The following is a 20,669-nucleotide window of genomic DNA, read 5'->3' as shown; positions in this document are numbered from 1 at the left end:
CGCGGCCCCCCCCCCCCCCCCCGGGGGGGGGGGGGGGGGCCCCCCCCCCCCCCCCCCGCCCGCCGCCGGCTTCCCGGCACCGCCGGTCACGGTCCGACGCGCCGTTCGGTGACCAGCAGGGTCTGCAGCACCTGCCCGCAGCTGCCCGAGGCGTCGTCGAGCTCCCCGACGGCCAGCCCCGAACCGTGCGGACTGGCCGCCGTGCGCGAGCGCAGGCACAGCCACTCCCCGACGGGATCGCGGTGCAGCGCGAGCGTCACGTCGGTGTTGATGACGAGGTTCGTGTGGTGGTCCAGCTCGAAGCCGACCGCCCAGCTGCTGTCGGCCACCGTGAGCGCCCGCGTCAGCGGGGAGTCCGGCACCCCCGCCACCAGCGGAACGCGCTGCCGCGCCCAGGCGGTCCCCGGGCCGAGCGAGTCGAAGCCTCCGCCGTCCGCGAACCGCCACTCCATCGCCGAGACGTAGCCGTCCAGATGGGCGCCCGCCATGGTGTGCGGCGGCTGCGGCCCCGGCAGCGCGGGGGCGGCCGGCACGGGCCTCAGTGCCGGAGTCCCGGCAGGAGCGGCGACCAGCCTCCAGGCCCGGGCCAGCAGCACCGTGGCGCCGTCCGCCGACACCTCTCCTTCGAGCACCTCGACACTGCCGCCGGACCGCACCGTCCGCACCTCGACCGTCAGGTCCGCGACCGGCACCGGGCGCAGCAACTCCACGGTGACGCGGGCGATCCGCAGCCCCGGCCGGGGATCGTGGCGCTCCATCACGTGCCCCACCAGGGCCGAAGGGGGCCCCGCGTGCTGGGACTTCGCGCTCCAGGGGCCCGCGGTGGCCGACGTGCTCTCGAAGCGGCCGTCCCCGAGAGCGCGGTAGAAGGAATCGGGGGACGCGACGAACTCACTGTTCACGGGATGAGCCTCCAGCTCCTGCCTCATGCCTCTGAGGACCGTCGATGCCGTCCGGCCGGAGGGCGCCGGCGAGTCCTCCGGTGTCCGTCCGCCGTTCCTCGACAGCCGTTCCCACCCGGAAGAGCAGGGACTCCGCGAACGGGGCGCCGATCAGCTGCGCGCCGATGGGAAGGCCGGCGGAGTCCCTGCCCACCGGGAGGGAGAGCGCGGGAAGCCCCGTGATGTTGGCGGGCGAGGACAGCCGGACGTAGGCGTCGGTGACCGTCTCGGTGACGCCGTCCGGCCAGCGTACGGTCTCCTGGCCGCGCCGTGCGGCGGTGATCGGCGACGTGGGCGCGACGATCACGTCGACGTCCTCGAAGAGCCGGGTCCAGGCGTCGCGGACGAGGGACCTCGTGCGCTGGGCCCGCAGATAGTCCAGGGCGGACACGTGGTGTCCCGCCTCCAGGAGCAGCCGGACGTCCGCGCCGTACAGGTCGGGCGACGCGCGCAGCGCCTCCTCGTGGACCGCGGACGCCTCGGGCGCCATCAGGCCCCACTGCGTCGCCTCGACGTACTCGACGAGCGGGACCTCCACGGGCAGCACGATGGCGCCGAGCTCCGCCAGCAGGTCGACCGTGCCCCGGACGGCGGCCTCGACCTGCGGATCGACGCGGTCGAAGTAGTAGTTGCCCGGTACGCCGACGCGCACCCCGCGCAGCCCGCGGGCGTCCGCCGGGTGCGCCGCGGACCAGTGGGCCGGCGGCATCGCGCTCGCGGGGTCCAGGGGGTCGTGGCCGGCCAGGACGCCCAGCACGGTGGCGGCGTCCCGCACCGTCCTGGTGAGGGGACCGACGTGGTCGAGGGACCACGACAGGGGCGCCACCCCGTGACGGGAGACGAGGCCGTAGGTGGGCTTGAGACCGACCGTGCCGTTGAGCGCCGCGGGGATGCGGATCGAGCCCCCGGTGTCGGTGCCCAGCGCGAACATCGCCGATCCGGCCGCCACCGCGACCGCGGAGCCGCCGCTGGATCCTCCGGCGACGACGCCCTCGTGCCACGGATTGGCCGTCTGCGGAGTGAGCAGTCCGTAGGCGAACTCGTGGGTGTGGGTCTTGCCGATCAGGATCGCGCCGGCGGCCGTGAGCCGCGCCGCCACCGTGCTGTCCCGGCCCGGCGTACGGTCCGCCCAGGCCCGCGAGCTGGCGGTGGTGGGGATCCCGGTGACGTCGATCAGGTCCTTGAGGCCGTACGGGATGCCGTGCAGCGGCCCCCGGTGGAGCCCTTCGAGGATCTCCCGCTCCGCCTGCCGCGCGTCCTGCCGGGCCTGCGGCGCCACGACGGTCACGTACGCGTGCAGCCAGTTCTCCAGGGCCTCGCACCGGGCCAGGACGGACTCGACGAGTTCGACGGGGGACAGGGCGCGCGAGGCGATGGCCGCCGAGGCGTCCTCGACGGTGAGCTCAAAGGGCTGCACGGCGGCCCCCCGAGGTGGGCACCGGGACCCGGAAGACGGACGCCGGGGCGGTGCCGTGGAGGTCCAGGGCCCGCAGCCGTCCGATGAGGCGCCCCAGGTGGTCGGCCAGGTCGGCCACCTCCCTCGGAACGCCCGGCGGCGGTGCGGATGGCGGCGGCGGAGCGGATGGCGCGGACGGGCGGTTCGGTCGCGCAGCGTCCATCTGGGGATGCCTTCCGGGTGGTCGGAGCCGGATGCCGGGTTCCTCGCCGGCGCGAGAAAGCCCGGTGGCCCCTGACGGGGGATGGCAGGGGCCACCGGGAGAGTGCGTGCCCCTCGGCCGGACTCCGCCGGCCGATCGCGGGGCTATGCGGGAGCCGCGCCTACAGGTCGACCGTCACGTCGTAGGACTCCAGCCAGGCGTTCAGCCACAGCGGGACCTCCAGATCGATGCGGGTGATCTGGGTGCTGGCGGTGCTGATGCTGCCGTCGAGCCGGCCGCGGACACGCTCCTTGTCGAGGAGCGGCAGGATGGGGGCGTCGCCGTTGCCGAGGATCTCCGCGAGCCGGTCGCGCAGCTTCTTCTCGTATCCGGAGTCCTGGGTGCTCGGGTACGGAGCCTTCACGCGCTGCACGATCGACTCGGGCAGCACGTCGCGGGTGGCCGCGCGCAGCAGGCTCTTCTCGCGTCCGTCGAAGGTCTTCATGGCCCAGGGGGCGTTGAAGACGTACTCCACGAGCCGGTGGTCGCAGAACGGGACGCGCACCTCCAGGCCGACGGCCATGCTCATCCGGTCCTTGCGGTCGAGCAGGGTGTTGAGGAAGCGGGTCAGGTTCAGGTAGCTGATCTCCCGCATCCGCTTCTCCAGGCCCGTCTCGCCCCGGAGGACCGGCACTTCGGCGATGGCGTCGCCGTAGCTCGCCCGCCGGTAGCCGGGGATGTCGAGCCGGCCCAGGAGCCCGCCGTCGAACAGCGGCGTACCGTCGTAGAAGGGACCCGGCGTCGAGGTGAGCCACGGGAACGTCTCGGCCGTGAGCACCTCGGGGTCGTGGAACCAGCTGTACCCGCCGAAGAGTTCGTCGGCCGACTCGCCGGACAGGGCCACGGTGGACCGCTCCCGGACCGCCTTGAAGAGCAGGTACAAGGACGGCCACAGGTCGCCGTACCACATGGGCGGCAGGTCGGTGGCGGCGAGGACCGCCGCCCGGACACCGGGATCGCTGAGGTCGTCGCTGTTGAGCAGGATCTCCTTGTGCTCCGCCGCCACGTGCTGGGCAAGGTCGCGCACGAACGGCGCGTCCGGCGTCGCCCGCAGCGGGTCCGGGACGAAGTTCTCCTCGGCGCCCACGAAGTCGACGGAGAACGAGCGCACCGGCCCCGCGCCGCGGGCGGCCAGCGCCCTCGCCGCCAGCGCGGTGACGGCGGAGGAGTCCAGACCACCGGAGAGCAGGCTGCACAGCGGTACGTCGGAGATGAGCTGCCGGCTCACGATGTCGTCCAGGAGCCCCCGGACCGTGTCGATCGTCGTCTCCAGGGAGTCCGTGTGCTCCCGGGCCTCCAGCGCCCAGTAGCGGCGCTTGACGAGACCCTGGCGGCGGACCCGGACCGTGTGTCCCGGCCGGATCTCGTACATGCCGGTGAAGATGGCGTGCTCCGGGGTCTTCACCATGTCGAGCAGCTCGCGCAGCCCGTTCTCGTTCACCCGGCGGGGGATCTCCGGGTTGGCCAGGATCACCTTGGGTTCCGAGCCGAACAGGACGCCGTCCGCCGTGGGGAAGTAGTACAGCGGCTTCACGCCCATCCGGTCGCGCACCAGGAGCAGTTCCTGCGTCCGGGCGTCCCAGATGCCGAAGGCGAACATGCCGTTGAGACGGTCGACGACGCCCTCGCCCCACTCCAGGTACCCCTCGAGGACCACCTCGGTGTCGCTCTCGGTGCGGAAGCGGTGTCCACGCGTGATCAACTCCGCCCTCAGCTCGCGGTAGTTGTAGATCTCACCGCTGAAGGTCAGTACCGCCAGGACGCGCCCGTCCCGTTCGGCGGTCATCGGCTGCCGTCCGCCCTCCAGGTCGATGACCGAGAGCCGGCGATGCCCGATGGCGGCGTGCCGGTCGATCCACACGCCCTCGGCGTCGGGACCGCGGCAGGCCATGGTCTGCGTCATGGCGTCGACGACGGCGCGCTCCTGGGTGAGATCGCGCCCGAAATCTATCCAGCCCGCAATGCCGCACATAAGCGACGTTCTCCTTAGGTAGGACGTGAGCACCTGGCTCATCGAGAGGGTCCGGGAGAGGAAAAGGAAGGTGCCGCCCGCCGCGGCCGACCCGGTGGGCCGGCCGCGACGGGACGAGAGCACGCGCGTGGTGGGACAGGTGCGGGGAGAGGACGGCAGCTCGGCGCGGTCAGGCTACGAAGCCGCGGGCCACGTGTGCCTCCCCGCCCGGTGCGCCCAGGCCACGAGCACCATCAGGACGGCCGCCAGCCCGCCCAGCACCATGACGGTGGAGGGCGAGGAGCGGTCGAGCACGGCTCCTCCGACCAGGGCCCCGATGGAGATGGTGGCCTGGAAGGAGGCGGTGAAGAGGACGGACGACGCCTCGGGGTTGTCCGGCGCGGCCTTGGAGAACCACGTCTGGGAGCACACCGGTACGGCTCCGTAGGCGACGCCCCAGACGACCAGGAGCGCCACCGCGCCGAAGTCCGACCCGCCGAGGACGGGGAGGAGCAGGGTCGAACCGCCGATCAGAGCGGCGGCCGCGGCGAAGGTGGCCCGCGGATAGCGGCCCACCATGGACCCGCCGAGGAAGTTGCCGGCGATGCCGGCCGCGCCGTAGATGAGCAGATAGACCGTGATGAGCCCGCTGCTCACGTGGGTCACCTGCTCCAGGAAGGGGGTGACGTACGTGTACGTTCCGAAGTGGGCGAGGACGACGAGGAAGGTCATCACCAGCGCGAAGCGGGTGTTGACGCTGCGGAGCATCTCGCCGAGGACGTTCAGGCGGGTCGCCTGGTGGGCGGGGAGCGGCGGGACGACGACGAGCAGGAGGACGAGGACGGCCAGGGTGAAGACGCCCATGACGAGGAACGCGGTCCGCCAGCCCGCGATGTCGCCGATGAACGTGCCCAGCGGTACGCCGAGCACGGAACCGAGCGGCACGGCGGAGAAGATCACCGAGGTCGCCCGTCCCACCGACTTCGCGGGCACGAGCTGGCTCGCGAGGCCGGCCCCGATGGACCAGAAGCCACCGATGGTGATGCCGACCATGACGCGGGAGACCAGGACCAGCCAATAGCTCGTCGCGACGGCGGCGAGGAAATTGGCCAGTGCCAGCAGCAGGATGAACACGCCCAGCATGACCCGCCGGTCGATCCGCCCCGTGGCCACCGTGACCAGAGGGGCCGAGACCGCGGCCAGGAATCCGGGCATGGTCATCATCAGACCAGCCATTCCGTCCGAGATGGTGAAACTCGACCCGATCGAGGTGAGCAGTCCGATCGGAAGAATTTCGGTGGTGACGATGGAGAAAATCCCCAGCATGATCGAGACGACCGCCAGCCAGGAAACCAGGGGCGACCGATCCGGAGATGCGGGAGATTGGACAGAAGGGGTGGTTGCTGTGGACATGATTTCCGTCCTGAGTTGGGCCTCACATGCGGAGCGTGGTCTCTAGTCCAGCAGGAACGGACGCCATCCTCTGGCAGATTCCCGACACCAACAACCACTCCTCCGGCGCCCCGCCGCGGCCCGGCTCCGCCACTGTTCCGGCGGCACGGGAGGTATCCGCAGGTCGTGAGGGGTTCGAGTGGGAGGGGGCGGGGTCGCCGGGGTGGCGAGGGGGAGCCGGAAGCACCGGAGACCCGTGACGACTTCGCCAAGTCGCGTATCTGCCGATACGGGGGAGCGACTTCCCATTCCGCGGGCGACCGTCGACGTCGTGAACCTGCCGGTCGACGGGCCGTTCCTTTGTCGTCCGGCTTTCCCGGAATCCCCTGTCGTGACGGTTCCCCGCCGTGCGGTCGCGGCGATCGGCCGGGGCCGCTGTCGAAAGGAGGGGAAGAATGTTCGAGTCCGCTGATGCGGTGCGCGGGAACGTGAGGAAAAGGGGCGCGGAACCCCGCGCGAGGAGATGGCCCGGCTGAGGACGGGGCGCGAGACCGGCGCGAGGACAACCGTGCGTCCGGTGGGAAGGCGGCCCCGCGCGGTGACGGATCCCCCCTCGGGCCGGCACCGCGCCGCCGCCCCCCTCACCCGGCGGATCGTTTCGTCATGTTCCGGCGGCGACCGGGTAGGCGCGGGGTGTGAGTGACGATCGTGAATCGCGGCCGACGGCGGGCGAGGACCTGCTCTCCGGCCTCAGTGTGGACGACCGCCGCCCGGAGCAGCCGGTTCTGCTGGACGGCTCCGGGGCGCCGATCCGTACCTGGCGGGAGAACTATCCGTACGACCGCAAGGTCCGGCGGCGGGAGTACGAGCGGACGAAACGGGTCCTTCAGATCGAGCTGCTGAAACTGCAGCACTGGGTGCAGGCCACGGGCGCCCGGGTCGTGGTGATCTGCGAGGGCCGGGACGCCGCCGGCAAGGGCGGCACGATCCAGCGCTTCACGGAGCGGCTCAACCCCCGCGGAGCGCGGATCGTGGCCCTGGACAAGCCGACCGAGCGGGAGCAGGGGCAGTGGTACTTCCAGCGGTACATCGCCCACCTGCCCGCCGCCGGTGAGATCGTCTTCTTCGACCGGTCCTGGTACAACCGCGCCGGGGTCGAGAAGGTGATGGGATTCTGCACCCCGGAGGAGTGCGAGCTGTTCCTGAGCCAGTGCCCCGCCTTCGAGTCCATGCTCGTGGCGGACGGGATCCTGCTGGTGAAGTTCTGGTTCTCCGTCTCCCGCGCCGAGCAGCGCACCCGCTTCGCGATCCGCCAGGTCGACCCGGTGCGCCAGTGGAAGCTGTCGCCCACGGACCTGGCCTCCCTGGACCTGTGGGACGCGTACACCACGGCGAAGGTCGAGATGTTCCGCGCGACCGACACCGAACGCGCGCCGTGGACGGTGGTCAAGAGCAACGACAAGCGGCGCGGTCGCCTGGAGGCCATGCGCAGCCTGCTGGGGCGGGTCGACTACGCCGGCAAGGACGAGGAGGCCGTGGGGCGGCCCGATCCCCTCATCGTGGGCGCCGCCGACACCCTCCTCGAACCCGGGGAGGAGCCCTCCGGCCTCTCGCCCACGCCGCTGGCCGGGCCGTCGGACGGCCCCGGCCTGCACCCCGGCCCGTAGGGCGCGGCGCGGGGCTCAGATCGCCGGGGCGAGCACGGCGAGTCCGGGTCCGTCGAGGCCGTCCAGTGCCACGCGCCGGCCCGCGACGGCCAGGAGGAGGGACAGCGCGGGCCCGCGCACCTCAGGACCCGCGCCGATCGACACGTCGGCGTCCGTGGCGGTGAGCCGGGTGCGGGACACGAGCTCCTTGGCCCCACCGAAGGAGGCCGGAGTGCGGGCCTGCAGGCGCAGCGAGCGGACGACAGCCTCCTGCGGGTAGGCGCGGGAGAGGCCCAGGGACCGGCGGATGTCCTCGCCGTGCACGATCTCCTCGACGAGCCGGCTGTCGAGGGGCGCCGGCGGGGTCGACCTCCGCGACGCCACCTGGCGCAGCCGCGCCAGGGTCTCCTGGGGTGAGGCCCCGCGTTCGCGCGCGACACCGCGGGCGTTCTGCGCGTCGAAGTCGAACCGTGCCCGGGCGAGGCCGACCAGGAAACCCAGTCGCGTCGTCCGGGCGGTGTCGGCCAGATGGGCGGCCACGTCGTGCACCGTCCACGAGGCACAGAGCGACGGCTGCTCCCACCGCTCGTCGTCGAGGCGTTCGAGGTCGCGGATGAGCGCCGCGCGCTCCGCGTGGACCATCGACCAGACTTCTTCCACGGCTTCCTCCATCGATCGCTCCAGGACAGCATCCGCCCAGGGTGGACTCGCCGCGTCCCGGGAACTCATCGGTCCCGTCCGCGGCACCCTCGCGCCGGCCCCCCCGCCGCAGGCCGGGCGCGGCCCTCCGGACGATCCGCCCCCCCCGTCATCCGGAAACCATCTGGGCCCGTCCTCGGGAACGAGTCCGGGCCCGTCCTCAGGACGGGCCCAGGTTCGATTCCCCCTCGCCGCTACGTCTCCTGCGCGATCCTCGGGACCTTCCGCAGCAGCACCGCCACCAGCACCGCCGTCAGCACCGCGAACCCCGCGCTCAGCGCCGACGCCGACTGCAGAGCCGTCGTGAAGGACTCCCGGGCGGCCGTCAGCAGTCCCTCGTCCGCGACCTCGCTCGCCGCACCCAGCGACTCCCGGGCCGCGGCCGGCGCGTCGTCCGGGATGCCGCCGCGGTAGACCGCGACCGCCACACTGCCGGTGACCGCGATCCCCAGCGCCAGACCCAGGTCGTACGCCGTCTGGCCGGTCGCCGCCGCCGCGCCCGCCTTCTCCGGGGGAGCGGCGCCGACCGCCAGGGCCGTGCCGAGGACGCTGATCGGGGCCGCCCCGAACATGATCACCGCGAGGCCCAGGGAGGCCGGCAGGACCCCCGAGGTCAGGGCGATCGCCGCGTACCCGGTGAGCGACACCAGCAGACCGCCGATCAGGACGTACGCCGGGCGGAAGCGGCGGGCGAGCGGCGGGGTCAGCTGCGACCCGGCGATCAGGCCCACCGCCCCCGGCAGCAGCCAGAGCCCGGCCTCCAGAGGCGACTGCCCGGCGACCGCCTGGAGGTACTGCGGGACCAGGTACTCCACCCCGTTCAGCGCGGTCATGCCCAGCAGGAGGGTGAGCAGCGCCCCGGTGAAGGCCCGGTCGCGGAAGAGCCGCAGGTCGAGCAGGGGCGTGGCCAGCCGGTTCTGGCGGCGGACGAAGAGCAGCGTGACGACCGCTCCGCCGGCGAAGGCCGCCGCGGCCTCCGCCGTCGGGCCGTGCGAGGCGACCGACTTCACCCCGTACACCAGCGGCAGGACCGCCAGCAGGAAGAGCGCCACACTCGGCAGGTCGATCCGGCCGGCCCCCGGATCGCGGTACTCCGGCAGCAGCACCGGCGCCGTGACCAGGGCGAGCAGCATGATCGGCAGACCGATCAGGAAGACCGAACCCCACCACCACGACGCCAGGAGCACCCCGCCGACGACGGGGCCGATCGCCAGGCCGACCGAGAGCGCCGTCACCCACATCGCGATCGCGGTCGCCCGCTGCCGTGCGTCGGCGAACATGTGGCTGATCAGGGCGAGCGTGGAGGGCAGTACGGCGGCCCCCGCCACGCCCAGCAGGGCGCGGGCGGCGATCAGGGTTCCGGCGTTCGGGGCGTACGCGGCGAGCAGCGAGGCCAGCAGGAAGCCGGCCGAGCCCGCCATCAGCAGCCTGCGCCGGCCCAGGCGGTCGCCGAGTGTGCCCATGATGACCAGGGTGCCGGCGGTGAGGAAGCCGTAGATGTCGGTGATCCACAGGAGTTGGGCACTGCTCGGACGGAGATCGGCGGCCAGGTACGGGGTGGCGAGCCAGAGGACGCCGAGGTCGGCGGTCATCAGGGTGACCGGCAGGAGGAGGACGGCGAGGCCGAGCCACTGGCGGGCACCGGCCTTCGCCGGCGCCGCCCCGGCCGGGGCGGCGGGGGAGGGGGAATCGGGGTCGGTGTGGGTGGTGCTCATCGCGGCAGCGCTCCGTTCAGGGATTCCTCGGCGGACTTCAGCAGTTCCCGCACCCGCTGCGGGCGCAGGGCGCGCGGCACACCCGACAGCTCGGTGCCGTGGACGATCGCGACGGACGAGTCCTCGATCCCGCAGAACCGGGAGACCGCGACCCGGAGTTGGAGGTCGAGGACGGGGGAGAGGCCGAGCTGTTCGATCTCCGCCTCCGCGTTGCCCATCAGGGCGAGCCACAGCATCCGCTTGCCGGCGAGCCGGGGCTTGCTGCGGCCGTAGGCGAAGCCGTAGTTCCACACCCGGTCGATCCACCCCTTCAGGACGGCCGGCGGCGCCATCCACCAGACCGGGAAGACGACCACGATGTCGTCGGCGGCCAGGATCCGGTCCATATGGGCGCGGACCTCGGAGGAGTAGGCCTTCTCCCGGTCCTCCCAGTCCGGTTCGTCCGCCGGCCGCAGGACGGGGTCGAAACCCTCGGCGTACAGGTCGAGCACGTCGACGGTCGAGCCGTCGTCCTTCAGCCGGGCGTGGAGGAGGTCGGTGACCTGGGCGGTCAGGGAGTCGGTACGGGGGTGGGCGTGCACGAGCAGGGTGTGGCGGGGCACGGCGGCGGCCTCCTTCGGGAGGGGTGGGAGGGGGACGGACGGGCACGGCGGGTGTCACAGACCGAGGCCGGAGCCGCCGCTCGCGTCGATGTTCTGGCCGGTCACCCAGCGCGCGTCGTCCGAGGCGAGGAAGCCGACGACGTCGGCCACGTCCCCGGGCCGGCCGACCCGGTCGAAGACCGAGAACGCGGCGGCGTGCGCCTTGGCGGCCGGGTCGGCCATCCACGGGTGGATGTCGGTCTCGATCGTGCCCGGCGAGACCGCGTTGACGGTGATGCCCCGGGCGCCGAGGGTCTGGGCGAGGGTCAGGGTCAGCACCTCGACCGCGCCCTTGGAGGCGGCGTACGAGGTCATGCCGGGGAAGGCGACCTTGGTGACGCCGGAGGAGATGTTGATGATCCGGCCGCCGTCCCGCAGACGGCCGAGCCCGTGCTTGACGATGAAGAACGGCGCCTTGGCGTTGACCGCGAAGACCCGGTCGTAGTCGGCCTCCTCGACCTCGTCGATCGTGCCGGCACCGGCGATCCCGGCGTTGTTGACGAGGATGTCGACGCCGTCGGCGTGCTCGTCGAAGGCCTTCCAGAGGGCCTCGGCGTCCCCGGGGACGCCCAGTTCGGTGCGGATCGCGAACGCCGAACCGCCGGCTTCCCCGATCGCCGCGACCGTCTCCTTCACGGCGGCCTCGTTGGTGGCGTAGTGGACGGCGACGCGGGCGCCGTCGGCGGCGAGCCGCAGGGCGATCGCGCGGCCGATGCCGCGGCTGCCTCCCGTGACGAGCGCGGTCTTGCCGGTGAGGGTGGTGGAGCGGGCCATCGGAGTCTCCTCGGTGGTGGTGTTTCCTGCTGACGGGGATGACTCTGCGGGAGCGCGGTTCGGGTTCGGCCCGGGTTCTGTTCGGGCCCGGTTCGGGCTGGTCCGGGCCCGGTTCGGGTCCTGTCCGGGCGGGAGTTACGGTGATCCCATGCGATTCGGGGTGCTGGGGGAGACGGCCGTCTGGACCGAGGACGGGAGCCCCGTCCGGGTCCCCGAACTCAAGGTGCGCGCCCTGCTCGCCTCGCTCCTCGTCGACACGGGCCGACCGGTCGCCACGCACCGACTCGTCGACGACCTGTGGGGCGAGGACCCGCCGGGCAGACCGCTGCGCGCCCTCCAGGCCAAGGTCTCCCAGCTGCGACGCGTTCTGGAGGAGGCCGAACCCGGCGGCCGCGACCTGCTGGTGTCCCGCGCTCCCGGCTATCAACTCGCGCTCCCCGAAGGCGCCTTGGACGCGGAACGGTTCGCCGCGCTCGCGACCCGCGCCCGTGGCGTACCCGACCCGGAGCGCCGTGCCGCGCTGTTCGCCGAGGCGCTCGCCGTGTGGCGCGGACCCGCCTTCGCGGACTTCGCGGACGAACCGTTCACCCGGGCAGCCGTGAACCGCCTGGAGGAGGAACGGCTCGTCGTCCACGAGGAGGCGGCGGAGGCGCGCCTTGCAGCGGGCCAACACGCGCTGCTCGTGGGGGAGCTGGCGGAGATCGTCGTACGCCATCCGCTGCGCGAGCGGCTGCGCGCCGTACAGCTACGCGCGCTCTACCGCTCGGGTCGGCAGAGCGAGGCACTGGCGGGTTACGAGGAGCTGCGGATCCGCCTCGCCGAGGACCTGGGCCTCGACCCCAGTCCGGAGCTGGTCGGACTCCAACGGGCGATGCTCCGCCAGGATCCCGCGCTGGAAGTTCCACGGACCGGGACCCGGACCGCCTCGGGGGAGGAGACCGCCGGAGCGCCGACCCCGGCACCGGACGCAGGCCCACGGGAGTCCGCAGCGGACGGACGGGGGCCGGACACAGCCCCGCTCGGTTCGGACGCGGCGCGGCGCGAGCCGGGTGCCCGCCCGGCCCCGGCGCAGGACCCGGACGCGGGCCGGGACGGTACCGGCGGGGGCGGGACGCGCGGCAATCTGCCGACGGCCATCAGCGGGCTCGTCGGGCGGGACGAGGCCGTCCAGGAGATCGGCGGGCTGCTCGCCGGACGCCGGCTCGTCACGCTCACCGGCCCCGGAGGCGTCGGCAAGACACGCCTGGCCGTGGAGGCCGCGGGGCAGGCACGGCGGCTGTTCCCGGACGGCGTGTGGCTGGTCGAGCTCGCCGGCGCGCGCGGCGAGCTGGCCGAGGTCGTCGCCGCCGCCATGGAACTGCGCGACGACGGGGCGTGGGGTGTCCGACCCGAGGCGGGACGGACACCGAGCGGGGCCGAGCGGCTGGCCGCCGTCCTGCGCGGCAGGCGGATGCTGCTCGTCCTCGACAACTGCGAGCACGTCATCGACGAGGCCGCCGCACTGGCGGAGCTGCTCCTGCGCACCGTCCCCGAGCTCGTTGTGCTGACGACCAGCCAGGAGCCCCTGGCCCTCGCCGGGGAGACGCTGTGGCCGGTGCCGCCCCTCGACCTCCCGGGAGCCGTCGAGCTGTTCGTGGCGCGGGCCGTCGCCTCGGCGCCCGGGCTCGTCCTGGACGACTCCCGGCTGGCCGCCGTCGAGGACATCTGCCGCCGTCTCGACGGCGTACCCCTCGCCCTGGAACTGGCCGCCACCCGGGTGCGCGCGCTCGGCGTGCACCGGCTGCTCGAACGGCTCGACGACCGCTTCCGGCTGCTCAGCGCCGGACAGCGCGGCGCCCCGGCCCGGCAGCAGACGCTCCGCGCGGTGATCGACTGGAGCTGGGAACTGCTGCCTGGACCGGAGCGCCTGGTCCTGCGCAGGCTGGCCGTCCACGCCGAGGGCTGCACCCTGGAAGCGGCGGAGGAGGTCTGCGCGGGCGGCGAGGTGGCGGCCGACGACGTACTCGACCTGCTGGCCCGTCTGGTGGACCGGTCGCTGGTCGTCGCCGTCGACGGGAAGGACGGGCCGCGCTACCGGCTGCTCGAGTCCGTCGCCGCGTACTGCGTCGAGCGGATGGCCGACGCCGGCGAGACCGAGGACGTCCGCGGCCGGCACCTGACGTACTACACGCGTCTCGTCCAGGCCGCGGCGCCGGAGCTCCGGGGGCCCGGGCAGCGGGAGTGGCTGACCCGCCTGGACGCCGAGTCCCCCAACCTTCGCGCCGCCCTGGACGGTGCCGCGCTGCGCGGCGAGGCCGAACACGCGCTGCGGCTGGTGGACGCGCTGGCCTGGTACTGGGTGCTGCGCGGGCGCCTGGGCGAGGCGGTCCGCTCGACGGCGACGGCGCTGGGCATCCCGATCGCATCCACCGGCCCCGCGCCGGACATCCCGATCACGTCCACCGGCCCCGCACCGGACACCCTGGCTGCGCTCACCGGCCCCGCGCGGGGCACCCTGCCCGCGTCCACCGGCACCGGCGCGGCGCCGGGTGCCCCGGTCGCCTCCGCCGGTCCGGTGCCGGAATCCGGCGTCCTCGCCCGCTTGAGGGCCCGCGTCTCGGTCTGGTGGACCGGGCTCACGGTGATGAGCGGCGACGGCGCGGACCGCCACCGGCGCATCGCGAGCGCGCTGGACTCCGTCGACACGGCCTACGGGGACGGCCCCGCCGTGCTCGCCTGGGCCCGCTGGTTCCTCGCCCACGCACTCTGCGGCACCGGAAGCCAGAGCGAGGGCGAGGACCTGACGAACGCCGCGCTCGACGGGTTCACGCGGACCGGGGAGACGTGGGGCGAGGCGGCGGCGCTCGGCGACCGGTCCGTGCAGCGGCTGCTCAGGGGCGACCTGGCGGGTGCCGAGGGCGACGCGGCCCGCAGTGCCGCGCTCTTCTCGGAGGTCGGGGACGTCTGCGGCGGGCTGTGGTCGGTGTACCCGCTGGCCACCGTGGCGGAGATCCGCGGCGAGTACGAGCGGGCGGACGCGCTGAAGCGTGCCGCCCTGGACACCGCCGAGGGCTTCGGACTCACCACAGAGGTGCCCGACCTGCTGTCGGGGCTCGGCCGGACCGCGCTCCTGAGGGGAGAGCCGGCGCAGGCGCGCGCGTACCACCGGGCGGGGCGGGACAAGGCCGTCGAGGTCGGCTTCCGGGCGGGCGAGATCAACGCCGTCCTCGGGCTGGGTCTCGGAGCCCGCCGGGAGGGTCTGCTGGACGAGGCCGAGGTCCACCTCCGGGAAGTCCTGGCCTGGCACCGGCTGGTCGGGCTCGACGGAGCCAACGCGCTGATCCTGGCGGAGCTGGGCTTCGCGGCGGAGCTGCGGGGCGACGCGGAGGCGGCGCTCGGGCTGCACGAGGAGGGGTACGCGACGGCTCTGGCGAGCGGGGACCCGCGAGCGGTCGCGCTGGCGCTGGAGGGCCTGGCCGGCGCCCACGCCCTGGGCGGGCGCGGTGAGGGAGCGGCCCTGCTCCTCGGTACGGCGGGGGCGCTGCGGACGTCGACCGGCGCGCCGCTGCCCCCGGCGGAGCGAGGGGACGTGGAGCGGATCGAGACGCGCGTCCGCGCGGCACTGGGCGACGACACGTTCCTCACGACCCGGGCCCGTGGCGAACGCCTCGACGCGGAGTCGTCCGTCAGGGAGGCCCGCGGAGTCACGGGGACGCCGATCGGCGACCGTACGGGCCTCCCCGGAGGTCGCCTCCACGAGACCTGAGGCCGGGACGGCGTCTCGCCGGCGCGCGGCGCGACCGCCCCGAGCGGCGAGGCGCCACGGACCGGCGGATTTTTCGGTACCTCACAGCGCGGCGGACGAGTGCGCGGCTCCCGGCCGGTCCAAGCTCGTGACACCGCAGGAAAGGACACCGCCATGTCGGAGCTTCTCGTCGACTTCATCACCTCCCTCGACGGCTACGCGTCGGGTGAGGGATGGCCCGGCTTCTGGGGCCTGGAGGGCCCGGAGTACCTCGCGTGGCTCGGCGAGCAGCCCGAGGCCACCTATCTGATGGGAGCCAACACCTACCGTCTGATGTCGGGCTTCGCCGCTGGTCAGGTCCCGGACGGACAGGACGAGTTCAGGCCGGAGGAGGAGGCGTCCGTCGACGAGCTCACGCGAGCCACGAAGGTGGTCTTCTCCTCCTCGCTCGAAGCGCCGCTGACCTGGGAGAACGCCACGCTCGTCCGTGAGGACGCGGTCGACGCGGTCCGGGCCATGAAGGCGGATGGCCCGGGGCTCCTCAGCACGATCGGCAGCCTCAGCCTGTCCCGGTCCCTGCTGCGCGCCGGACTCGTCGACCGCTTCCGGGTCGTGATGTTCCCGGTGATCACCGGGGCCACGGGCGAGGAGCGCATCTACGACGGCTACCCGGACGTCGCCCTGGAGATGGTCGAGCACCGCACCTTCGACGGCCGGATCCAGCTGGTCGAGTACAAGCCCCGCGTGCTCGATCACCCTCCGCTGGGCGCCGCCCCGGCGTGACGTCGCCGCCCCCGCGCGACGTCGCCGCCGTTCACGCGGGGCGGGAACGCCGTTCGCCCGGGGCTGGAAGCCGTGCCGCGCACCGCACCGCCCCCACGCGGAGACGTCGCACCGGGGCGTCGCGGTCAGGACGTCGGTCGGTCCCACCGGCGTCCGACCACCCCGACGGCCACCAGCGCGGCGAAGAGGGCGCCTGCGGCGACGTGGCCCACGACGGTGTCGGTGCCGACCAGGACGAGCAGGAGGGGGATCAGCGTCAGGATCCCGATCCTGGACGTCGCGAGGGCGTCCGCGCGCAGGACGAGGCGCAGGAACCGTGAGGGCGTCGGGTCGGTGCGGTCGTCCATGCCTGGGCCCTCCTTGCACGACCGCCGTGGCCGCTTTCGGAAGATCATATTCCGAATGTCGGCGGCGCGGTCCGGGCGGAGCCCCGTCGGTTCCGGAATCGAACGAGATTGGCGGGATGCCGCCCGGATCGGCCACCTGTGCCCGTGACCTGGGGTGAAGGGCCACCCTCGACGGGTTTTCGGCCGGAAGCGCCGGCTCCGCGCGCCGGGAACCCGCCCCGTACCATCCGACTTGTCTGGTCACCCTGTCTATTGACGGACAGTCATGTAATCGCACAGTGGTACGATCTTGGCGCAAGCAGGGCGGGTGGATGAGCGCAGTTCGACACCTCCGACCTCAGAGGTGTTCCGCGCAGGTCTTCCGATGCGGACGGTTCGCCGGGGCACCGCATCGACCGGAATTCAGTTACTGGCCATCGGCCGCCTGAAGAGAGTCTTATGACGGAATACATACAGAACCCGGCGCTGTGGGCTCTGTTGGTCCTCGTTCCTGCCGCCATCGCCGTGATCGTGCGCCAGCGCAGGTCGGCCAAGGCTTTGAAGCAGCAGATCGACGGGCTCCGGAACCACTACTCCGACCTGGAGAACCACTACACGCAGTCCGTCGAGACGGCGCAGGAGCAGGCCGAGGAGGCGACCAAGACGGTCCTGAAGTCCGCGATGCGGACGCTCCAGGGCCTCGCCGCCGAGCAGCAGCTCGTCGTCTCGCGACTGCAGAGCAAGTACGGCGAGTCCGCCATGCTCCAGGACCTGCTCGAGATCGACCACACCAACTCGCAGTTCGGCCGGCGCGCGCAGTCCATCGCCGTCCTGTGCGACGGCTGGCTCGGCCGCCACCGCGACGTGGCGTCCGTCTACGACGTGATCCGCAGCGCCCAGGGCCGTGTCCGGCACTTCCGGCGCGTGGAGATCCTCTCGCGCGTCGACTTCGGCCTCACCAGCCGGGTCGTCGAACCGGTGGCGCTCGCGCTCGCCGAGCTCCTCGACAACGCCACCAGCTACTCCAGCCCGGACACCGTCGTCGAGATCAACACCCGCACCGTCCCCAAGGGCGTCTGCATCGTCGTCGACGACGCCGGCGTCGGCATGAGCGACGAGGAGCGGGCGCGCGCCGAGCGGCTGCTCACCAGCGACCGCGTCAACGGCGTCTCCGGACTGGGCAACCCGCCGCAGTTCGGCTTCGCGGTGATCGGCGTCCTTGCCGAGCGCTTCGGCTTCGAGGTGTCCGTCGACTCCTCCTCCCCGTACGGCGGAGTCCGCGCGGTCGTCCTGCTGCCGCACGAGCTGCTCACCAGCGTGCCGGTGCAGAAGCCCGCGGCACCGCCCGTGATCACTCCCAGCACCCCGAACCCGGGCGGTCCCGAAGCCGTGCTGTCGCACCCCTCGCCCTCCTCGGCCTCCGCGACCGCCGACGGCCTGCCGAAGCGGCGCCGCAAGCGGCCGATGGCCATCGTGCCCAGCAACACCCCCGCGCAGGCTCCGAGCCGCTCCGACGCCGAAGCGGCGGCGATCATGGGTGCCTTCCAGCGAGGCACGGAGTCCGGCCGGGCCTCCTTCCCGGAGGCACCGGACGGCGCGAGCGGCACATCTCGTGCAAGCAGCGAAGGACATGAGGTCTCGTGAACGACGATCTGTCATGGATGCTCGACAGCGCCCTGGAGATTCCCGGTGCGCTGCACGCGGTCCTGATATCCGCCGACGGCCTGCTGATGGCCAGGTCGAACGGCTACGGCAAGGACAACGCCGACCGTGTCGCGGCCGCGATGAGCGGTGTGCAGTCGCTGAGCCGCTCGCTCGCCTTCTTCTGCGAGGACCCGGGCGCCCGGTGGCGGCAGACCCTCGTCGAGTTCGACGGCGGCTGGGTGTTCCTGATCTCCGCCGGTGAGGGCGCCTACCTCGGCCTCTCCGCGTCCCCGGACGTCGACATGGCGGACATCACCTTCCGGATGCAGCAGCTCGTGGGCCAGCTCGGCAAGGTCCTCATGACGCCGCCGCGCGAGAACCTCGGCACCCGCTCATGACGGGACGCGAGGAGTGGGAGCCGGAGACCGCCGAGCTGGTCCGGCCGTACGTCATCACCAAGGGCCGCGGCCTGCCCGACGAGGAGCAGCTCTCCCTGATCACGCTGGTGACGGCGGCACCGGAGGAGGGCCAGCGCCCCACCCGGCTCTCCCCCGAGGAGCAGCGGCTGATCGACATCTGCGCCGCCGGCTACCTGTCGGTCGCCGAGATCGCCGGCCACACTCGGCTGCCCCTCGGCGTGGTGAAGATCCTCCTCGCCGCCCTGACCGAGGGCGGCTACCTCATCACCCGCTCCCCGGTGCGCCGAGCCGCCCTCGCCGACCGGGAGATCCTGGAGGAGGTGCTGAATGGTCTCCGCGCCAAGTTTGGGTAAGCACGACTACGTCCGCGACGGCGCCTCGCAGATCCCGGTGAAGATCCTCGTCGTCGGGCACTTCGCGGTGGGCAAGACCACGTTCATCGGCGCCATCTCCGAGATCGAGCCGCTGACCACCGAAGAGCGGATGACGCAGGCCGCCGAGCACGTCGACGACCTCAAGGGCGTCCGGAGCAAGACCACCACCACGGTGGCCATGGACTTCGGCCGGCTGACCATCAGCGACCGCATCGTGCTCTACCTGTTCGGCACCCCCGGCCAGCAGCGGTTCGTGCAGATGTGGGAGGACCTCGCCCGCGGCGCCCTCGGCGCGCTGGTCCTCGTCGACCCCGAGCGGCTCGCGGACTCCTTCGGGGTCATCGACCTCATCGAGCAGTACGGGCTGGAATACGCCATCGCCGTCAACCACTTCGACGGCACGCCCCTGCGGGACGAGGCGGCGCTGCGCGAGGCGCTGGACCTGCTCGACGACACCCCCGTCGTCACCTGCGACGCGCGCGACGAGCAGTCGTCCGCCGGCGCACTCACCACCCTGGTCCGCTTCCTGCTGGACCGCGCACGACAGGAGCAGTAGCCGCCATGGACACCCACACCCCCGCCCCGGTGCCCCCGCCCGGCTGCCCCGCCCACGCCTCGGGCGCCCGGATCCCGCTGCACGGACCGGAGTTCGCCGCGGACCCGCAGGCGTACTACGCGTACATGCGCCACTACGGGCCCACCGCGCCCGTGGAGCTCGCCCCCGGGGTCGACGCCACCCTCGTCACCGACTACGCCACCGCGCTCCAGCTGCTCCAGGACCCCGCGTCCTTCCGCAAGGACGCGCGTCTGTGGCGGGACTTCAACGAGGGCCGGGTCCCGCAGGACAGCCCCGTCGTGCCCCTCCTCGCCTACCGGCAGAACGCCATGTTCAGCGACGGCGGCGAGCACCTGCGGCTGCGCCAGGCGATCACGGACAGCATGGCCCGGATCGACACGCAGCGGCTGGCCCGGAACACCGAGCGGATCTCGGACTACCTGATCTCCCAGTTCGGCTCCCGCGGGTCGGCCGACCTGCTCGGCGACTACGCCAAGCAGCTCCCGCTGTTCGTCTTCAACGAACTCTTCGGCTGCCCGGCCGGCATCGGCGACCGGGTGCTCTTCGGCATCACGGGCATGTTCGACGGCGTGAACGCCGAGAAGGCCACCGCCGTGCTGTTCGGGGCCGTGCAGGAACTCGTCACTCTCAAGCGGAGCCGGCCGGGCGACGACGTCACCTCCTGGCTGATGCAGCACCACGCCAAGCTGAGCGACGAGGAGATGGTCCACCAGCTCGCCCTCCTCCTCGGCGCGGGCGCCGAACCGCTGCGCAACCTGCTGGGCAACACCCTGCACCGGCTGCTCACCGACGACCGCTACGCCGACGGCGGCGGACTGATCGACGAGGCGCTCGACGACACGCTGTGGGACAACCCGCCGATGTCGAACTATGCGCCCCACTACCCGGCCCACGACATGGAGTTCGGGGGGGAGAAGGTGCAGGCGGGTGACCTGTTGCTGGTGAGCTTCGCCGCTGCCAACTCGAGCCCGGCCCTCACGGCCGCCCGCTCCTCCGGCAGCAACCGCTCGCACCTGGCGTGGAGCGCGGGCCTGCACGGCTGCCCGTCGAAGGAGCCGGCCCGGCACATCACCGTCACGGCCATCGAGCACCTGCTCAACCGGCTGCCGGACGTCGAACTCGCCGTGCCGGAGGACAGCCTGATCTGGCGTCCGGGCCCCTTCAACCGCGCTCTGGCCACGCTGCCCGCCAAGTTCACCCCCGTCCCGGGGTCCGGACGCGGCGACACGCGGCCCGACCCGGGCGGCACGGCGTCCGGCGCGCAGGCCGGCGACCGGACCGGCGGCGAGGGCAAGGAAGAACGGAAGGGCCGCTGGAGCCAGTTCCTGTCCTGGCTCACCAGCTGATCGACAAGGGGCCCGTAGTCTGTCTCATTCCGCATGACTATTCGATCGCCAGGGTAGTG

The 20,669-nt window shown here is 72.8% G+C and carries 18 protein-coding genes; 9 read left to right on the top strand and 9 right to left on the bottom strand.

Annotated features, from left to right (window positions below; all coding sequences use genetic code 11):
* Nucleotides 1–86 precede the first annotated feature (86 nt).
* The 4 genes from ACF1BN_RS35915 to ACF1BN_RS35900 form a co-directional block, all read right to left on the bottom strand.
* On the bottom strand, nucleotides 87–902 hold the full coding sequence (locus ACF1BN_RS35915) for a thioesterase family protein (protein ID WP_392335800.1): 816 nt from the start codon (nucleotides 900–902) through the stop codon (nucleotides 87–89).
* Nucleotides 892–2,358, bottom strand: a complete 1,467-nt coding sequence (locus ACF1BN_RS35910) for an amidase (RefSeq protein WP_392335799.1) — start codon at nucleotides 2,356–2,358, stop codon at nucleotides 892–894. The genes ACF1BN_RS35915 and ACF1BN_RS35910 overlap by 11 nt, the downstream gene beginning before the upstream one ends.
* 362 nt (nucleotides 2,359–2,720) lie before the next feature.
* A complete protein-coding gene (gene asnB / locus ACF1BN_RS35905) occupies nucleotides 2,721–4,571 on the bottom strand; it encodes an asparagine synthase (glutamine-hydrolyzing) (protein ID WP_392335798.1) in 1,851 nt (616 codons plus the stop codon).
* 174 nt (nucleotides 4,572–4,745) lie between these two features.
* Complete coding sequence (locus ACF1BN_RS35900) at nucleotides 4,746–5,876, bottom strand: MFS transporter (RefSeq protein WP_392335797.1); 1,131 nt, start codon at nucleotides 5,874–5,876, stop codon at nucleotides 4,746–4,748.
* Here ACF1BN_RS35900 and ACF1BN_RS35895 point away from each other — a divergent pair.
* Together ACF1BN_RS35895 and ppk2 are read left to right on the top strand one after the other, a co-directional pair.
* Nucleotides 5,764–6,009: a hypothetical protein gene (locus ACF1BN_RS35895; RefSeq protein ID WP_392335806.1), complete on the top strand. Its 246-nt coding sequence runs from the start codon at nucleotides 5,764–5,766 to the stop codon at nucleotides 6,007–6,009. The two genes, ACF1BN_RS35900 and ACF1BN_RS35895, sit on opposite strands and share 113 nt — an antisense overlap.
* Before the next feature lie 628 nt (nucleotides 6,010–6,637).
* On the top strand, nucleotides 6,638–7,609 hold the full coding sequence (gene ppk2 / locus ACF1BN_RS35890) for a polyphosphate kinase 2 (RefSeq protein ID WP_392335796.1): 972 nt from the start codon (nucleotides 6,638–6,640) through the stop codon (nucleotides 7,607–7,609).
* A gap of 15 nt (nucleotides 7,610–7,624) precedes the next feature.
* Here the strand turns inward: ppk2 and ACF1BN_RS35885 are convergent, their stop codons facing one another.
* The 4 genes from ACF1BN_RS35885 to ACF1BN_RS35870 all read right to left on the bottom strand — a co-directional run bounded on the left by ACF1BN_RS35885 (nucleotide 7,625) and on the right by ACF1BN_RS35870 (nucleotide 11,417).
* The gene (locus tag ACF1BN_RS35885) at nucleotides 7,625–8,260 is read right to left on the bottom strand and encodes a maleylpyruvate isomerase family mycothiol-dependent enzyme (protein WP_392335795.1); all 636 of its coding nucleotides are present in this window, start codon (nucleotides 8,258–8,260) and stop codon (nucleotides 7,625–7,627) included.
* Nucleotides 8,261–8,481: 221 nt separating this feature from the next.
* Complete coding sequence (locus ACF1BN_RS35880; protein ID WP_392335805.1) at nucleotides 8,482–9,879, bottom strand: MFS transporter; 1,398 nt, start codon at nucleotides 9,877–9,879, stop codon at nucleotides 8,482–8,484.
* A gap of 119 nt (nucleotides 9,880–9,998) precedes the next feature.
* Nucleotides 9,999–10,604 (bottom strand): NAD(P)H oxidoreductase, encoded by a 606-nt coding sequence (locus tag ACF1BN_RS35875; protein WP_392335794.1) that lies wholly within the window; start codon nucleotides 10,602–10,604, stop codon nucleotides 9,999–10,001.
* A gap of 54 nt (nucleotides 10,605–10,658) precedes the next feature.
* Nucleotides 10,659–11,417 (bottom strand): SDR family oxidoreductase, encoded by a 759-nt coding sequence (locus tag ACF1BN_RS35870; protein ID WP_392335793.1) that lies wholly within the window; start codon nucleotides 11,415–11,417, stop codon nucleotides 10,659–10,661.
* Nucleotides 11,418–11,565: 148 nt separating this feature from the next.
* Here ACF1BN_RS35870 and ACF1BN_RS35865 point away from each other — a divergent pair, with 148 nt between their 5' ends.
* Together ACF1BN_RS35865 and ACF1BN_RS35860 are read left to right on the top strand one after the other, a co-directional pair.
* Entirely contained in the window at nucleotides 11,566–15,162 is a 3,597-nt protein-coding gene (locus tag ACF1BN_RS35865) for a BTAD domain-containing putative transcriptional regulator (RefSeq protein ID WP_392335792.1), read from the top strand.
* 153 nt (nucleotides 15,163–15,315) lie between these two features.
* A complete protein-coding gene (locus ACF1BN_RS35860) occupies nucleotides 15,316–15,924 on the top strand; it encodes a dihydrofolate reductase family protein (RefSeq protein WP_392335791.1) in 609 nt (202 codons plus the stop codon).
* Between the two features lie 125 nt (nucleotides 15,925–16,049).
* Here ACF1BN_RS35860 and ACF1BN_RS35855 read toward each other — a convergent pair whose 3' ends face one another.
* Nucleotides 16,050–16,271, bottom strand: coding sequence for a hypothetical protein (locus ACF1BN_RS35855; protein WP_392335790.1), 222 nt, complete (start codon nucleotides 16,269–16,271; stop codon nucleotides 16,050–16,052).
* Nucleotides 16,272–16,709: 438 nt separating this feature from the next.
* Here ACF1BN_RS35855 and ACF1BN_RS35850 point away from each other — a divergent pair, with 438 nt between their 5' ends.
* Genes ACF1BN_RS35850 through ACF1BN_RS35830 form a run of 5 tightly spaced genes read left to right on the top strand, consistent with a single transcriptional unit; the run spans nucleotide 16,710 to nucleotide 20,610 of the window.
* Nucleotides 16,710–17,894, top strand: a complete 1,185-nt coding sequence (locus ACF1BN_RS35850; protein WP_392335789.1) for a sensor histidine kinase — start codon at nucleotides 16,710–16,712, stop codon at nucleotides 17,892–17,894.
* Nucleotides 17,891–18,292: a roadblock/LC7 domain-containing protein gene (locus ACF1BN_RS35845; RefSeq protein WP_376602127.1), complete on the top strand. Its 402-nt coding sequence runs from the start codon at nucleotides 17,891–17,893 to the stop codon at nucleotides 18,290–18,292. The genes ACF1BN_RS35850 and ACF1BN_RS35845 overlap by 4 nt, the downstream gene beginning before the upstream one ends.
* Nucleotides 18,289–18,666: a DUF742 domain-containing protein gene (locus ACF1BN_RS35840; protein ID WP_392335788.1), complete on the top strand. Its 378-nt coding sequence runs from the start codon at nucleotides 18,289–18,291 to the stop codon at nucleotides 18,664–18,666. Before ACF1BN_RS35845 ends, ACF1BN_RS35840 begins: the two co-directional genes overlap by 4 nt.
* On the top strand, nucleotides 18,641–19,243 hold the full coding sequence (locus ACF1BN_RS35835; RefSeq protein WP_392335787.1) for an ATP/GTP-binding protein: 603 nt from the start codon (nucleotides 18,641–18,643) through the stop codon (nucleotides 19,241–19,243). The genes ACF1BN_RS35840 and ACF1BN_RS35835 overlap by 26 nt, the downstream gene beginning before the upstream one ends.
* Before the next feature lie 5 nt (nucleotides 19,244–19,248).
* Nucleotides 19,249–20,610, top strand: a complete 1,362-nt coding sequence (locus ACF1BN_RS35830) for a cytochrome P450 (protein ID WP_392335786.1) — start codon at nucleotides 19,249–19,251, stop codon at nucleotides 20,608–20,610.
* Nucleotides 20,611–20,669: the final 59 nt, after the last annotated feature.

The organism is Streptomyces sp. NPDC014861, assembly GCF_043081625.1.
GTDB lineage: Bacteria > Actinomycetota > Actinomycetes > Streptomycetales > Streptomycetaceae > Streptomyces.
Note: the sequence above shows the minus strand (reverse complement) of the source record. Positions and strands in the feature narration are given on the sequence as shown.